Here is a 14,699-nt window from a genome sequence, read left to right on the forward strand (position 1 = left end):
GAGTGCCATGAGAATCCTCTGCTCTCCCTAGTAGGCCTCTTGTTGATCAGGGACTGCTCAGTCGCAGGCTTCGCATGTCTCGGGGTTCTCCAGAGAGCACGCGACTGCATCAGCGGCAGCTGTCGCTTCGGGCATGGCAGCGACTGTCGCATCAGGCTGCGACGCGTTGTCGGTAGTGGTCTGATTGATGCGGGTGGCCGGCCGCGAGCGCAGGTAGTAGGTGGTCTTGAGGCCCGACTTCCACGCATGCATGTACATCGACGAGAGCTTCCCGATGTTCGGGCTCTCCATGAACAGGTTCAACGACTGGCTCTGGTCGACGAAGGCGCCGCGTGTCGCAGCCATGTCGATGAGCGACCGCTGGGGCAGCTCCCATGCGGTCCGGTACACCGAACGCACCTCGGCGGGGATCTCCGCGATGTCGGCCACTAAGCCCTCGGCCATCTTGATCCGATTCGCCATGGCGTCGTTCCACAGGCCGCGGGCCTGTAACTCGCGCACGAGGTAGCGGTTGATCTGCATGAACTCGCCCGAGAGCGTCTCGCGCTTGAACAGGTTCGACACTTGAGGCTCGATGCACTCGTAGCAGCCCGAGATCGCCGCGATCGTGGCCGTTGGAGCGATGGCCACGAGCAGCGAGTTCCGCAGTCCGTGTTGTCCGATGCGTTCACGCAGTTCGGCCCAGCGCGGTGCATCTGCTGGCTCGACGCCCCACAGGTCGAACTGCAGCTGCCCAGCAGCAGCTCGGGTTTCGCCGAAGGCCGCGTGCGGGCCGTACTGACGGGCCAGCTCGCAACTTGACCAGACCGCCCAGTAGTAGATCTCCTCGGCGATCCGGGCCGACACCGCAGAAGCCTCAGGCGAGTCAAAGGCCAGATTGAGCTGGAAGAACACGTCCTGCAGGCCCATGACGCCGAGCCCGACCGGGCGCCAGCGTTCATTGGAACGGGCCGCCTCGGACGTCGGATAGAAGTTGATGTCGATGACACGGTCCAAGAACGGCACCGCTGCGCGCACCACTTCGCCGAGCGCCTCGTAGTCGACAGTCCCGTCCCGCACGAACTTCGCGAGATTGACCGAGCCGAGGTTGCAGACGGCTGTTTCGGCGTTGCTGGTGACTTCGAGGATTTCGGTGCACAGGTTTGACAGGTGAATGACGTTGCCCGGTTCGCCTGTCTGGTTGGACTTGACGTTTGAGGTGTCCTTGAAGGTCATCCAGCCGTTGCCGGTCTGCGCCAAGGTGCGCATCATGCTGCTGTAGAGCTGCCGAGCAGACACTTGCTCCACATAGAGACCCTCTGCTTCGGCCTCTTGGTACGCCTTGGTGAACTCATCGCCGTAGAGGTCGGTGAGGTGCGGCACTCGCTTCGGGTCGAACAACGACCACTGCCAGTCGTTCTCGACCCGGCGCATGAATTCGTCGGGCACCCAGTTCGCCAGATTCAAGTTGTGTGTGCGCCGGGCCGTATCGCCAGTCGAATCCTTCAGTTCCAGGAATTCGTCGATGTCGGCATGCCACGATTCCAGGTAGACGCATGCTGCACCCTTGCGCCGACCACCCTGGTTCACCGCGGCTACAGATGAATCGAGCGTCTTGAGCCACGGAACGATGCCGTGCGACTCGCCGTTGGTGCCGCCGATGAGCGAGCCCCGCGATCGCACCCGGTGCCAACCCACACCGATGCCGCCGGCGAATTTCGACAGCTTGGCGATGTCGGTGTAGCGGTTGTAGATGCCCTCAAGGGAGTCTTCGGGGCTGTCGAGCAAGTAGCACGACGACATCTGGGGGTGGGTAGTGCCCGAGTTAAACAATGTGGGCGACGACGGCATGTAGCGCAGACTGGAGATCAGCTCATAGAACGAGATGGCCTCCTCCGCAGTACGGGACAGGCCGCAGGCGACCCGCAGAAGGAAATACTGCGGGGTCTCGACGACGGTGCGCCGCTGCGGATGGCGGAGCAGGTACCGGTCATAGACGGTGCGCAAGCCAAAGAACTCGAAGCCGTTGCTGCGCTCAGTCATGATGGCGTCGTTGAGCTTGCGGGCATTTGTGCCGACGAATGCCACCACGTCGGGGTGGATGAGTCCGCACTCGCCGCCGAGATCGATGGACTGGCTGAACGAGTGGATGTTCTGGTTCTGGACTTCCTTGTCGATGTAGGTGGCCAGCAGCAGGGCCGCAAGCTTCGAGTAGTTCGGCTCCTCGGAGATCAGCGCCGAGGCCGTGCGAATCGACAGTTCGTCGAGCTCGGTGGTGGTGGCGCCGTCATGGAGACCCGAGATCGTCCGGGTAGCGATGCGCATCGGATCGACACCGGGAAGCTCGGTGGCGCATCGCTCGACGGCACGCACGATCTTGTTGACGTCGACGGCCTGCATCGAACCGTCACGCTTCTGCACGCGCATTCCGGGCGAATCTGCGGCCTGCCGCTGTGTTTCAGTCGCCGAAGCCTCAGTGACGCTCATGCCGGCCCGCCCTGGAGCAGGCAGACGCCGAGGTGCGCCGTGCGACGTGTGGTGGTCATGTGGTTCTCGTCCCTCTCATGCCCCTGCATGGCAGTGACGCCGTGGCGTGATGCCGACCCGCAGCACACTGCCCGAATAACACTGCTGTAACTACAGAGATGTGAGGAACATTATTAGCGCGCCGAGACGGGTGTGGCGAGCTTCAGCCGGATCCAGCGGGAATTGGCCGGATTCGGCGCTATCGGTTCGCGGCGACGCGCGCTGCGCATTGCGAGATGCGCGTCGACTGAGCACAGAGCGCCGTGTGAACACAGAGGCTGCCGGCCCCAGCCCGGTCGCTTCCGCACAGCCGACGCTCCGGGCTACTGAGCGCCCTCGGCTGCAATGCCGGCGCCTTCGATCAGGAGTGCATCAGCGTTCGCCCCGGCGCGTCCGCGGCTGCCACACTGCTCGTGTGTCACCTCAGATGAACCGGCCAGAACGCGTCGTGGTTGTGGGCGCGTCCCTCGCAGGCGCTCGGGCTGCGCACAGCATTCGGGCCGCCGGACATGACTGTGCGCTGACGCTCATCGGCGCCGAGTCCCATCTGCCCTACGACAGGCCTCCCCTGTCGAAGGAGTTCCTGACCGGCGAGCGAGAGGCTCACCAGCTCATGCTGGACGCCGACGGTGCCTACGACGAGCTCGATGTGGAGGTGATGCTCGGCACGGCCGCAGTTGGGCTCGACCTCGAGAATCGAACCGTTGCGGTCGCGCCGGCTGCCAACGGATCGGCGAGCGGCGACAGCCGCGCCACGGTGCCGTTCGATGCACTGGTGATCGCCACGGGCGCAGCAGCCCGGCCGTTGCCCCGAACCGAGGGCATCGAAGGCGTCCACACGCTGCGGACCCTCGACGACTCGACGGCCATCCGGGATGGTCTCGTCGCCGGCGCACGCGTTGCCGTGGTGGGGGGCGGTTTCATCGGATCGGAGGTTGCCGCTTCGGCGAAGGTTCGCGGATGCGAGGTGACGGTCATCGAAGCAGCCTCGGCGCCGCTCGTGCGGGGCTTAGGAGCCGAGATGGGCACCCGGGTGGGCGCACTGCACAACCAGAACGGTGTGGAACTGCGACTCGGCGTCGGCGTCGAGGGCGTGCTGGGCTCCGACCGGGTCGAGGCGGTCGCCATGGCCGACGGCAGCCGCATCGAGGCCGACCTCGTCGTCGTCGGCATCGGGGTCGTCCCGAACACGGGATGGCTCGAGGGCTCAGGACTGCAGATCGACAACGGAGTGGTGTGCGACGCCACGCTGTGCTGCGGCCCCCAGGGTGTCTACGCCGTGGGTGACGTTGCGCGGGCTCCCAATGGATGGCTCGCCCCGCTGTACGGCGAGTCGCCCATCCGGGTCGAGCACTGGACCGCGGCGGTCGAGCACGGGATGGCGGTCGGACGCAACCTGATGGCACCCGATGAGGCACAGCCCTACGACTCGGTGCCCTTCGTGTGGTCCGACCAATACGACGCCCGTATCCAGGTCGCGGGACATCCCGACGCCGACGATGACGTCGAGGTGCTGGTCGGGTCCGCTGCAGATGTCTCGGATACAGGCCGCTCGTTCCTGGCTGGCTACCGGCGCGACGGGCGTTTGAGCGCCGTGATGGCGCTCGATTCGATCAGGCCGTTCGTCCGATTCCGCCGCCTGCTGGCTGGCCACCCCACGTGGGATGAGGCGCTGGAGTTGGCTGCCACGCTGCGCTGATCGGCTCGGGCGCCGGGATTCAGGAAATGTCCTGGGACACCTCGCCGCGCTCGGCGTAGAAGCTCATCATCCCGGCGATCCCGGCCATCTCAGGGATGGGATCGGGATAGGACCACACGACATCGGCAAAGCTGCGACCGTTGACTGCTACTGACCAGTAGCTGGCATCACCCTTCCACGGTCAATGAGTCGATGTGACAGTTGAGCGGAACAGGTCCATCCGCACGTCCGAAGCGGGCAGGTAGTGGCGCGGCGGCAACCGTCCCTCGGTGAGCACCACAGCCGAGGTCGACTCCGCCACCACCACGCCGTCCACCCGAACGGTGACCAGTCCCGGCTCGGGCTCGACCGCAATCTCGGGCTTCCGATGTTCGATCATTGCCTCACTCATCCGCATTCCTCCCTGAGCTTTCCTGTCGCTCATCATTGCACCGCCCCGGCCACGCATCCACTCGACGGACCCGCTTGCTCCGTTGGCGCCGGTCCACCGGCGAGGCGTCCCTCTACCACCGAGGCACTTCCCCACGCTCAGAGCGTTAGCGGATAGGCGGCGATGCCCGGCAGCCCCCACGGCCTGGATCTTGCGCAGAAATGCCGCTGTAGGCGGCAATCTTGCGCAGAGAATTTTTTGGCATCGAACTTTGTGCAGAAGTGCCGCCACAGACGGCAAATTTGCACAAAGAAGGCGTGACAGCAGCTTTCCGAGACGTCACCTATCCGCGCGGCCGCTCATGACGTTGTACCTGTCCCATCGCAGGAAGCGCCGACAGCTAGCCATGCTGAGATCTCCTCGTCGTGCGACGAGGCGACCACCTCGACGCAGCCGGGTTCGTTGACCCAGATTCCGCCCGCCCACACGACCCATTCACCACGACCGGAGCCACAAGGCCCGACACTCAGGTGCTCGGTGGGCTCGATCACACATTCGGGGCCATCGGTGTCACAAGGGCCAGCAGTCAAGACATCTGGGGCCGCGAGTGCGCTCCCGCCGTAGTGAAAGAAAGCGCCGTCAGGGGCTCTCACGACCTCGAGCGATACTTGCCGGAAGCGGCGCACGATCAGCCCGAACTTTGAGAACCGATAGTCCTCATGGCCGGAGCCTTCCGGCGCCCATCGCCCGAGTTGCATCGCCGACGCGGGCAGCGCAATGAACCCGCCGTCAGAGCCGTGTGCGGTGTAGCCGGCTCCAGGCTCGGTGACCACGTCGATGGCTTCTCGGCATTCGACTCTTAGGTGCGAGAGCTGGTCCTCGATCTCCGCATCGTCGACTGCACTTCCGCTGCAGCTCAGCACGACCCCAACCACCAACGCGGCGACGACAATCCGCGCCAAGAGCGCAAGCTGCGCGTCCCAGCCAGGGCGTGCGGTCAGCTGATGATCTTGAGGCCGAGGAGGTCGCATAGGTAGGGATGCTGACTGCGCAGACGGTCCTCGGTGTTGCCGATCTTCACGTCGTCGTTGAGCGCTTGGAGCAGCAAGAGCTCGAACGCCGGAAGCTCCAGACTGCCTCCTACACGCTTGAGAAACCCGATCACTGCGCTTGCACCGGTGCGTTCACGGAAGCGTCGCAATGCCGCGTCGTCGGTGCCCATGATCTCGCACGAGCTGAAGTAGATGATCCGGCCGCCGGCTCGGCCGTCAATAACCTCGGCAAGTTCGTCCAGGGTCACCTTGGTCGAGCCGCTCAGCCACAGCTCGCCGGGTTTGCCGTGGAACCCGAAATGGCCCACCTGGTAGTCCCGGTAGCGCTGCTGGGTCCACTTGCGCACGTAGTAGTAGAGCTCGCCCGCTGTTCCGATGTCCCTGCGGATGAACTTCAGCCCGCTGAGTTCGCGCACGGTATACAGCAGCGAAGCCACGCCGAACTGCTGGCGGAGATCGGCGTCGGAGTCGTCGCCCTCGAATGCGAACACGCCGGTGGCCAATCGCCGCGTCGCCCCCACAGTGGGAGTGACCGCCGTTGCTGCAGCATCCTTCGCCATGAACGACCTAGGTTTGTCTGAGTGTGGTCGGGCTGAGAGGATTTGAACCTCCGACCCCTGGTCCCCCAGACCAGTGCGCTAACCAGACTGCGCCACAGCCCGTGTAGGCGAGCACGATACCGCCTCATTCGCGCTGCGAGCCGCTGACGGATTCTCCGATTCGACGGGCCCGAACGCTCAGCCGATAGCGCCACCGATCCACCCGATGAGCCACACGATGCCCTCGATGGCCCGCCAGCCCAGATACACCGTTGCCATGACGACGACGAGCCAGAAATGCCACGGAGCGCCGCTGCGCCTTTGCACTCGACGGTCGTCGCGGCCGTGAGGCCGTCGCTCCGGGTGGGCCACATCGGCCGCCTGCGGGCGACGGTTCAGCCGTGGCGCGCTGGGTGGCGCACGGCGCTTCATCGTCGTCGCACCCGCAGCCGCAGAGGAGTCTTGGCCAGGCCCAGCGCCTCCCTCAAGCGACGTTCGAGATAGCGCAGGTAGGTCGCCGGCAGTTCCCGGTTGGCGAAGAGTGTGAACGTCGGTGGCTGCGTGGCGACCTGTGTGGCATACAGCACCCGTGCCCCGCCGGGGGCTGGCTGGGCGGATTGAGCCAGCTGGATGATCTCGTTCACCCTGGCCGTCGGCGCTCTCGATTCATACGCCTCCATGGCAGCCTCGATTGCAGGCACCAGCCGGTGCACGCCCCGACCCGTGAGCGCGCTGATGCGCAGCACCGGCGCTTCGCCCACGAAGTGCAGGCGACGCGCCAATTCCCCGAGTACGCCTTCACGGTGCTCGGCGTCCAGCGTCTCCCACTTGTTGATCAGCACAACTATCGGGCAACCGGCGCCGTCGATGCGCTCAGCAAGCCGCTGGTCCTGCGCCGTCACGCCTTCAGTGGCATCAATGACCAGCAATGTCACGTCGCAGGCGTCGATGGCACGCAGCGCCCGCAGGTTGGCGTAGTACTCGGTGTCCGCGTCGACCCGGGCCTTGCGCCGCATGCCCGCTGTGTCCACGAACCGCACGGGCCCGGCCTCGGTTTCCACGAGAGTGTCGATGGTGTCGCGGGTCGTGCCGGGCCGGTCGTGCACCACAGACCGTTCGTCGCCGATGAGCCGGTTGAACAAGGTCGACTTGCCCACATTGGGGCGGCCCACGATCGCCACCGCCGGCACCTTGTCTTGGGCGTCTTGGTCATCTTGGCCGGACTCATCTTGGCCGGTCGGGTCTTCGTCATGCGATGCCTCATTGCTGCGGTTGAGCAACTGGCCGTCGTCGTGGTCGAGGCTTGCATCGGCTTCATCCACGTCGAGCAGTTCCAGCAGCCGATCGAGCAGGTCGCCGACGTTGCGGCCGTGCAACGCGGACGTCGCCCACGCCTCGCCGAGACCCAAGCGGTTGAACTCCCATCGCCCGTCGTCACGGGTGCCGCTGTCGGCCTTGTTGGCAACGACCAGGGTCGGCCGGCCGCTGCGGCGCAGCATGGATGCGATGCGGGCATCGGGCTCGGTGATGCCGACGGTCACGTCGACCAACAGCAGGAGCACGTCGGCGTCGGCCATCGCTCGCTCGCTCTGGGCCGACACCTTGTCGTCGAGTGTGTTGCCGGCAGCGGACCAACCACCGGTGTCCACCACCAGGAACTTGTGCCCGCGCCAGGCGGCGGGGGCCATCTTGCGATCGCGGGTCACACCCGGCTCGGGCGCCACCACGGCCTCGCGTCGCCCGACCAGCCGGTTGAACAGGGTGGACTTGCCCACGTTGGGCCGCCCCACGATCCCCACCACGGGCAGGCCCGCGTTCATCGGGCAGCCCCCGCTGGGTGAGGCGCAGCCTCGTTGCCCGACGCCCGGGCAGGCTCGGACCGCACCGCAGCATCGAGCAGCTGCCGCAGGGCGGTGCCGCTCGTCGGGACGATCTCGACGGGCTGGGGCAGCTCTGCCGGCGTCTTGCCATCGAGGAACTTGCCGCCCGACAAGCACACGTCTGCCAAGACATAACGATGCCCCTGCGGTTCGCCGGCCAGCGTGGTCGCGATGTCGGCACCAGCGAGCAGGCCTGTCACGCCGATGTTCCCGCCGAAGAACCGGTTGGAGACTTCGATGACGCGCACGTCAGGCACGCCGGACGCTTCGCTAGCAGCCGCACCGGTGCGCCACGCCGTTACCAGCGGTTCGAGTACAGCAGCACCGTAGGTGCCGGTCAGGACGCCGATCGGCCGGTCGACGTCGGGCCGGACTCGCCGCGGCCGCCGTGACACAATCACATTCACCGGCACATTCACCGGCACATTCACCGGCACATTCACCGGCACCGAGCCGAGGCTGAGCGGCAAACCTTCGGCGTCCACCTCGCCGCTGCGGTTGGCGCCGTGCCCCGGCACCCGGACCGCCCGGTAGCCCTCCGCCGGCGCTCCGTCGACCCATGAGAAGAAGCCAGCAGCTGGCGCTCGGGCCTGGGGCGCCCCGTTGCCGTCGTCGGGTGCATCCGGTGCTGCGGCCCAGAACTCCTGCTCGAAGGCTCGCGCCATGCCGATGCCGTCCTCGTGCATCGGGAATTCGCCATAGGTCGACGCGTCCGGGAAGGGCCGCTCGGCGAGCAGGTAGTACTCATCGGCGGCGAACACCAAGCGCCGCCCCAGCACGTCTCCGAATCGCCGCTGCCACTCTTCGCACAGATCGATCACTGCCGCGGCCTCGGCTGCGGTGTGCGGCCGCATCGCTGGCTCCCGCTGGTGGGAGCTCACACCCAGCGGAACCACCGCCAGTGTTGCGAGCGATGAGAATCGGTCCAGTACGCCCAGCAGCGTGTCCGCCAGCACTGCCCCGTCGTTCACACCCGGGCACACCACCACCTGGCCGTGCACTTCGATGCAGCCATCCAGCAAGGCGCCCAGCCATCGCAGGCTCGTCGCTCCGCGTGGGTTTCGCAGCATCCGAGACCGCACGTCGGGGTCGGTGGCGTGGATGGACACGTACAGCGGCGACAGGCGCTCATCAGTCACCCGCTCGAGATCCAGCTCGGTGAAGCGAGTCAGCGTCGTGAAGTTCCCGTACAGAAACGACAGCCGGTAGTCGTCGTCCTTGAGATAGAGGCTTCGGCGCAGTCCCGGCGGCAACTGATAGATGAAGCAGAATTCGCAATGGTTGTCGCACGTTTGAACCCGGTCGAAGATCGCAGCGTTCACCTCGGCACCCAACCGAACCCCGGCGTCCTTGCTGACGTCGAGTTGGACCGCGCTGCCGGCTCGCACGATTTCGAGGCTGGGGTCGGCTTCGTCAAGCAACAGCTGCCAGGCGATCACGTCGGTCGGCACGACGCCGTCGATCGACACCACCTCGTCGCCCACAGCCAATCCGGCAACCTCGGCCGCCGAGCCGGGCTCCACCGCCACAACAACCGGCCGGGACATGGGTTCAGGATAGGAAGCTGTCACCGTTTGCCCTGCTGGTTCGGCCCAGTTGCCACACTGTGTTGCTGCACTGGGTTTCTGTGCTGGGTCGGTAGCGTCGTCGCCGTGGCAGTCGACCGGGTGCTTCTGGCCGCGCCACGCGGCTTCTGCGCCGGCGTGGAGATGGCCATCAAGGCGCTCGCCTGGATGGTGCGAACGTTCGCACCGCCCGTGTACTGCTACCACGAGATAGTGCACAACCGCTTAGTGGTCGATCGCTTCGAACGGCTCGGGGTGGTGTTCGTCGATGACGTGGCCGAAGTGCCCGCTGGCCGGCCGCTCATGCTGTCGGCTCACGGCTCGGCGCCGGAGGTTGTCGACGAGGCTCGCCAGCGGGGCGGCTACGTGGTCGATGCCATCTGCCCGCTGGTCACCAAGGTGCACCACGAGGTGCGCGTGCGTGCTGGGAAAGGCTACCGAGTCGTGTACGTGGGCCACGAGGGTCACGACGAGGCAGTGGGGACCATGGCGGTGGCGCCCGCCTCGATCTCACTGGTGTCCGAGCCGGCCGACGTGGACGCTCTTGACGACTTCGATGGACCTGTGGCCGTACTGGCCCAGACGACGCTCAGCCACCGCGACTGGTCAGACGTGGCCGAGGCGGCACAGGCGCGATTCGGCGAAGTGTGGATGCCGGGCCGCTCGGACCTCTGCTTCGCCACCACCAACCGGCAGGGCGCCTTGGCGAAGATCGCCCCCGACTGCGATGCCGTCATCGTCATCGGTTCGGCCAACTCGTCCAACACCATGGCGCTCGCCAAGGTGGCGGCCGAGTCGGGCTGCGAACGTGTGCTGCGGGTGAACGCCGCCGTTGAGCTGCCCGACGACCTGTTCGGCACGGTGGGAGTCACTGCGGGGGCGTCCGCACCGGAGGAGCTTGTGGATGCAGTGATCTCGCGACTCGCACCAACAGCGGGAACCAGAGAGGTGACCATCACCGATGAGGACGAGTACTTCCCCCCGCCAAGAGAGCTGCGAGACGTGTTGGGCGCCATGGAAACCGCCGTGCATGCCAGCCTCGCCGTGGCGCCAGCGGCACGAGTGAGTGCAGCCGATAGGACGACAGCGGCGAGCGACGTGCTTGCCGCATTCGCCGCAACGACGGACTGAAGCGATCCGGAGTCCTCAGTACACGTTGGGCGTGCCGACGTCGGCTTGAGCCCGGTCGAAGAGCTCCTGCATACGCTCGCGCAGCTCTCGGGTGACCTCCCGCACCGAACGGCGTGAAACCCGCCCGCTGGTGCTCAGCGGCGGAGGATCCATGGGCTCCCCGATGATCATCTTGATCCGACGGGGATGCATGAACTTGGCACCGCGAGGCATGGCAGCGGCAGTTCCGCCGATCCCGACGGGCACAATTGGCACCTGCGCCCGGGCGGCCAGGTACGCCGGTCCATCCATGAGCGGCAGCACCCGCGGGCCGTCCTTACGCTCGCCTTCGCCGAACATCACCACCGGACAATCGCCGTAGCGCAGCGCATCTAGCGCAATCCGCAGTGCCGCCCGGTCAGGAGCGTCGCGGTTGACGGGGAAACAACCGAACGTGTTGAACAGCCAGGCAGCTGGGCGGTACTTCCACATCGATTCCTTGCCCATCACCCGCATCTGCGCCGGAATCGCGGCGTGGATCGGCGTGTCGATATAGCTGCGATGGTTGGGCACCCACACGCACGGGCCATCAGGCATGTTGTCCAGCCCCTCGACGGACATTCGGTTCCAGGTCCGGAAGATGCCCCACAGCAGGTATTTCGCCGTCTTGTAAACCGCGAGGTTGAACCGGCTGTCGCGCAGGTCAACCTCGGGGCCGTCGGACTCAGACATTGTTCGCCGTTCCGGCCGGCAGTCGGAAGTCGGTTGCTGACGCGTAGAGCTCAGCGATCTGCGCCACGGCCTCATCCTGAGTCATCTCACTGGTGTCCACGATGACGGCTCGGGGCGCCACTCGCAGCGGCGAGTCGGCCCGGCCCGAGTCGAGCCGGTCCCGCTCGCTCAGCTCGGCGGCCAACACTGCCACCGCCCCGTCATCAGGAGGGACCCGATCGGAGTTGCCGCTTGATGAGGCCTGCTGTGCGAGGCGACGACGTGCCCGTTCGGTTGGGGTGGCTGTCAGGAACACCTTCAGCACGGCGTCGGGGAACACGACACTGCCGATATCGCGGCCTTCCATGACTCCCCCGCCCAATCGATTGGCCCAATGCCGTTGGTGCTCCACGAGCACTCGCCGCACTGCGGGATTGGCCGCGACGGCGCTGACGCTGCGGTCCACTTCGCCGCTGCGGATCGCCGCCGTGGCATCGACGCCGTCCACCGTGACGCGCTGTGCGTCACCCACGCTGGAGATCTCGATCTCGGCCGTGCGGGCAATCTTGGCGACACCTTCGGCATCGTGCGGGTCGACATGTGACTGCAACGCCGCCCATGCCACCGCCCGGTACATCGCACCGGTGTCGAGGTAGTCCATCTCGAGTTCGGCTGCCACGGCACGGGCCACGCTGGACTTGCCTGAAGCAGCAGGGCCGTCAATCGCGATCACCGGCGAAATCGGCTCCCGAGCCCCCTCCGGCGGGGATCGCAGCGACTGGAGCGAGTCGAAGAATTCCGGGAATGTCTTGGCTACGCAGTCCGGGTCGTCGATTTCGATGCCCGCAACACGCAGGCCGATCAACGACATCGCCATCGCCATGCGGTGATCGCCGTGGCAGTCGACCCGACCCACTCGCAGCCCGAACGGATTCGCACGAATCCTGATGCCGTCGGGCTCAGCAACGGCGGGGACGCCACGCTTGGAGAGCTCGGACACGGTGTCGCCGATGCGGTCGGTCTCCTTGCGGCGGATGAAACCAATGCCGCTGATGCGTGTCGTGCCCTCGGCGAACGCGGCCACTGCCGCCAGCGTCTGGGCCGTGTCGGAGCAGTCGCGCAGGTCGAATGTGCCCCCCTGCAGCGCTCCGTCCGCCGGCGCACCGACAACGACGGCATTGTGGCTGATCGCGACCTCAGCTCCCATCTCACCGAGGATCTGAGCGAAGCGGACGTCGCCCTGGATGCTGCTGTTCCCCAGGCCCTCGACACGCACACTGCCGCCGCAGAGCGCCGCCGCTGCCCAAAAATAGCTCGCGGCAGAGGCATCCGGTTCGATCGCATAGCCCCCAGCTCGGTAGCCGCCTGGCGCCACGACATAGCGGTCTGGGCTTGGCGTGTCGATGGTTGCGCCGAACGCTGTCATCACCGCAACCGTCATGTTGATGTACGGCCGGCTCACGGCGTCTGGCGCCGAGTGGATCTGCAGGTCGATGCCACCGAGCAGCGGACCCGCCAACAGCAGACCACTGGCGAACTGGCTGCTCACGTCTCCCCGAATCCGAACCTGACGCGGTTCAGCGAGGGAGTAGACGCCGTTTGCCGAGACCACGTCAAGCGGCAGATGGCCGGGCTCGCCCAGCTCGCGTACCTCCGCACCGAGCGAACGCACAGCTGCAATGAGGTCCCCGAAGGGACGGGCACGCAGCTGCGGATCACCGTCAAGCAGCCACCGCCCACCGATCGCTGCGAGCACGGGCAGACAGAAGCGTGCCGTCGTGCCCGATGATCTCGCATGCACCCGCGCAACACCGTCCCCCGCAGTTTGCTCAGTAGCGCTGCCAGCACCGATGCCGTTGACGACCAGCCGTGAGTTCGCGCGATCGATGCGCGCCGACGCCCCCATCGCGCGTGCGACGTCGATCATCGCCTCGGTGTCATCGGCGAACAGCGCTCCGTCGAGCGTGCTGAGCCCGCCGGCCAGTGCTGCGCACAGCATCGCCCGGTTGGTGATGCTCTTGGAGCCCGGCACCGACGCTGTGCCTGAGACCCCGTTCGTGAAGGGGGCGATGACCCGCCCTTCGCTCATGCCAGATCGCGCGTCGTGGGGTGGTAGCCCTGCCCGGCCAGGGCGGCAAGGAAGCGCTGGGCCTCGTTGCGCGCCACCACGAGCACGAGCACGCCCTCGGTTCCCTCGGGTGAGTGCGCCACCTCGATGTCGGCCACGTTCACGTCGCAGTCCGCAGCCAGCATGGTGATGGCGGCAATCTGGCCCTTGCGGTCCGGGATCGGCACCCGCACCTCGAGGAGTTCCTGGGGCCGCACGTAGCGAGACGGCAGGTTGGTACGCGCTCGACGCGCTTGGTTGAGTACGGCGCGTAAGCCCTCGCGATCTGCTCCCGCTACCACTTCGCGCATCTGTGTCAAGCGCTCGGACAGCTCATCGAGCACGTCGACGATGGCGTCTCGATTCTCGCCGCAGATGTCGAGCCAGATTCCCGGGTGTCCCGCGGCGATTCGCGTCATGTCCCGGAAACCGCCCGCCGCGAGGCGCAGCAGCGGCGCATCGTCGAGGGCCCGTTCGTCTGCGAGGCACATCAGCGATGCTGCAGCGAGGTGCGGAACGTGGCTCACCACTGCCACGAGTGCGTCGTGTCGTTCGGGCGTCATCGTCACGACATCAGACCCGAAGCCGGTCAGCACCGTCTGGCACGAACGCAAGGCGTTGTCGTCGGTGGTCTCGGTCGGCGTCAGCGTCCACACGGCGCCGACGAACATGTCCGGGTTCGCTCCCTCGACGCCTTCCTGTTCTGAACCGGCCATCGGATGGCCCGGCACGTAACGAGGATCTGTGATGGTCCGAGCGACCGGTGTCTTGACGCTGCCGGTGTCGGTCACCACAGCACCCCCCGCTGCGGTATCTGCGAGTGCTCTCGTGACTTCACCGGCAAGAAATGCAGCAGGCACGGCCACCACGCAGAACATCGCCTCGGAATCGGTGCCGATGGCATCCAGACAACCAAGCTCGAGCGCCCGCTGAGCGTGACCGCCGACAGCGTCCCGCCCGGTCACATGCCAACCCGACTTGCGCAATGCAGAAGCGACCGACCCGCCGATCAGGCCCGTGCCGACGACTTGGGCGCGCCGCACCTCCCCGGTGCCAAACGACGGCACCTGCTCGGGCGCGGAGGGATCAGTCGCCACGTACCGAAGGGTACCGATGCCTCCCGACCCTCCCCGTGTGCAGGCTCTGGTTACCGATCTGCCT

The 14,699-nt window shown here is 66.3% G+C and carries 11 protein-coding genes, 1 tRNA gene and 1 pseudogene; 2 read left to right on the top strand and 11 right to left on the bottom strand.

Translation table 11 applies throughout. The annotated features are described in order from the left end of the window. Positions 1-57: 57 nt before the first annotated feature. Positions 58-2,466, bottom strand: a complete 2,409-nt coding sequence (locus ACOQPH_RS08560; RefSeq protein WP_420624208.1) for a ribonucleoside-diphosphate reductase subunit alpha — start codon at positions 2,464-2,466, stop codon at positions 58-60. A gap of 454 nt (positions 2,467-2,920) precedes the next feature. On the opposite strand from ACOQPH_RS08560, the gene ACOQPH_RS08565 reads away from it, so the two are divergent. After that, positions 2,921-4,204 carry an NAD(P)/FAD-dependent oxidoreductase gene (locus ACOQPH_RS08565; protein ID WP_420624209.1) on the top strand — a complete coding sequence of 428 codons (1,284 nt, stop codon included), beginning with the start codon at positions 2,921-2,923 and terminating at the stop codon, positions 4,202-4,204. Positions 4,205-4,223: 19 nt separating this feature from the next. Here the strand turns inward: ACOQPH_RS08565 and ACOQPH_RS08570 are convergent. From ACOQPH_RS08570 to ACOQPH_RS08600, 7 genes and pseudogenes are all read right to left on the bottom strand, one after another. Beyond that, positions 4,224-4,652 (bottom strand): annotated as a pseudogene (locus tag ACOQPH_RS08570) (DUF427 domain-containing protein). A 281-nt stretch (positions 4,653-4,933) separates the two neighbouring features. Next, entirely contained in the window at positions 4,934-5,605 is a 672-nt protein-coding gene (locus ACOQPH_RS08575; protein WP_420624210.1) for a hypothetical protein, read from the bottom strand. Continuing rightward, complete coding sequence (locus ACOQPH_RS08580) at positions 5,572-6,186, bottom strand: DUF6642 family protein (RefSeq protein WP_420624211.1); 615 nt, start codon at positions 6,184-6,186, stop codon at positions 5,572-5,574. The genes ACOQPH_RS08575 and ACOQPH_RS08580 overlap by 34 nt, the downstream gene beginning before the upstream one ends. Before the next feature lie 24 nt (positions 6,187-6,210). Next, positions 6,211-6,288 (bottom strand) — tRNA-Pro (locus ACOQPH_RS08585). 75 nt (positions 6,289-6,363) lie between these two features. Then, the gene (locus tag ACOQPH_RS08590) at positions 6,364-6,597 is read right to left on the bottom strand and encodes a hypothetical protein (protein ID WP_420624212.1); all 234 of its coding nucleotides are present in this window, start codon (positions 6,595-6,597) and stop codon (positions 6,364-6,366) included. Continuing rightward, complete coding sequence (gene der / locus ACOQPH_RS08595; protein ID WP_420624213.1) at positions 6,594-7,985, bottom strand: ribosome biogenesis GTPase Der; 1,392 nt, start codon at positions 7,983-7,985, stop codon at positions 6,594-6,596. The genes ACOQPH_RS08590 and der overlap by 4 nt, the downstream gene beginning before the upstream one ends. Beyond that, positions 7,982-9,592: a DUF512 domain-containing protein gene (locus tag ACOQPH_RS08600; protein ID WP_420624214.1), complete on the bottom strand. Its 1,611-nt coding sequence runs from the start codon at positions 9,590-9,592 to the stop codon at positions 7,982-7,984. Before ACOQPH_RS08600 ends, der begins: the two co-directional genes overlap by 4 nt. A gap of 105 nt (positions 9,593-9,697) precedes the next feature. Here ACOQPH_RS08600 and ispH point away from each other — a divergent pair, with 105 nt between their 5' ends. Then, complete coding sequence (gene ispH / locus ACOQPH_RS08605; protein ID WP_420624215.1) at positions 9,698-10,741, top strand: 4-hydroxy-3-methylbut-2-enyl diphosphate reductase; 1,044 nt, start codon at positions 9,698-9,700, stop codon at positions 10,739-10,741. A gap of 15 nt (positions 10,742-10,756) precedes the next feature. Here the strand turns inward: ispH and ACOQPH_RS08610 are convergent, their stop codons facing one another. The 3 genes from ACOQPH_RS08610 to ACOQPH_RS08620 are packed head-to-tail and all read right to left on the bottom strand — an operon-like array spanning position 10,757 to position 14,635. Continuing rightward, positions 10,757-11,452: a lysophospholipid acyltransferase family protein gene (locus tag ACOQPH_RS08610; RefSeq protein ID WP_420624216.1), complete on the bottom strand. Its 696-nt coding sequence runs from the start codon at positions 11,450-11,452 to the stop codon at positions 10,757-10,759. Further along, the gene (gene aroA / locus ACOQPH_RS08615; protein ID WP_420624217.1) at positions 11,445-13,520 is read right to left on the bottom strand and encodes a 3-phosphoshikimate 1-carboxyvinyltransferase; all 2,076 of its coding nucleotides are present in this window, start codon (positions 13,518-13,520) and stop codon (positions 11,445-11,447) included. Before aroA ends, ACOQPH_RS08610 begins: the two co-directional genes overlap by 8 nt. Continuing rightward, on the bottom strand, positions 13,517-14,635 hold the full coding sequence (locus ACOQPH_RS08620) for a prephenate dehydrogenase/arogenate dehydrogenase family protein (protein WP_420624218.1): 1,119 nt from the start codon (positions 14,633-14,635) through the stop codon (positions 13,517-13,519). Before ACOQPH_RS08620 ends, aroA begins: the two co-directional genes overlap by 4 nt. Positions 14,636-14,699 lie beyond the last annotated feature (64 nt).

This window comes from Candidatus Poriferisodalis sp., from assembly GCF_965221945.1.
In the GTDB taxonomy this organism is placed as follows: domain Bacteria; phylum Actinomycetota; class Acidimicrobiia; order Acidimicrobiales; family Poriferisodalaceae; genus Poriferisodalis.

Bases quoted from the DNA above. Each gene is read 5' to 3' on its own strand.
- ACOQPH_RS08560 (WP_420624208.1), bottom strand. From the start codon at position 2,466: ATGAGCGTCACTGAGGCTTCGGCGACTGAAACACAGCGGCAGGCCGCA.
- ACOQPH_RS08575 (WP_420624210.1), bottom strand. From the start codon at position 5,605: ATGCGACCTCCTCGGCCTCAAGATCATCAGCTGACCGCACGCCCTGGC.
- ACOQPH_RS08600 (WP_420624214.1), bottom strand. From the start codon at position 9,592: ATGTCCCGGCCGGTTGTTGTGGCGGTGGAGCCCGGCTCGGCGGCCGAG.
- der (WP_420624213.1), bottom strand. From the start codon at position 7,985: ATGAACGCGGGCCTGCCCGTGGTGGGGATCGTGGGGCGGCCCAACGTG.
- aroA (WP_420624217.1), bottom strand. From the start codon at position 13,520: ATGAGCGAAGGGCGGGTCATCGCCCCCTTCACGAACGGGGTCTCAGGC.
- ACOQPH_RS08610 (WP_420624216.1), bottom strand. From the start codon at position 11,452: ATGTCTGAGTCCGACGGCCCCGAGGTTGACCTGCGCGACAGCCGGTTC.
- ACOQPH_RS08590 (WP_420624212.1), bottom strand. From the start codon at position 6,597: ATGAAGCGCCGTGCGCCACCCAGCGCGCCACGGCTGAACCGTCGCCCG.
- ACOQPH_RS08580 (WP_420624211.1), bottom strand. From the start codon at position 6,186: ATGGCGAAGGATGCTGCAGCAACGGCGGTCACTCCCACTGTGGGGGCG.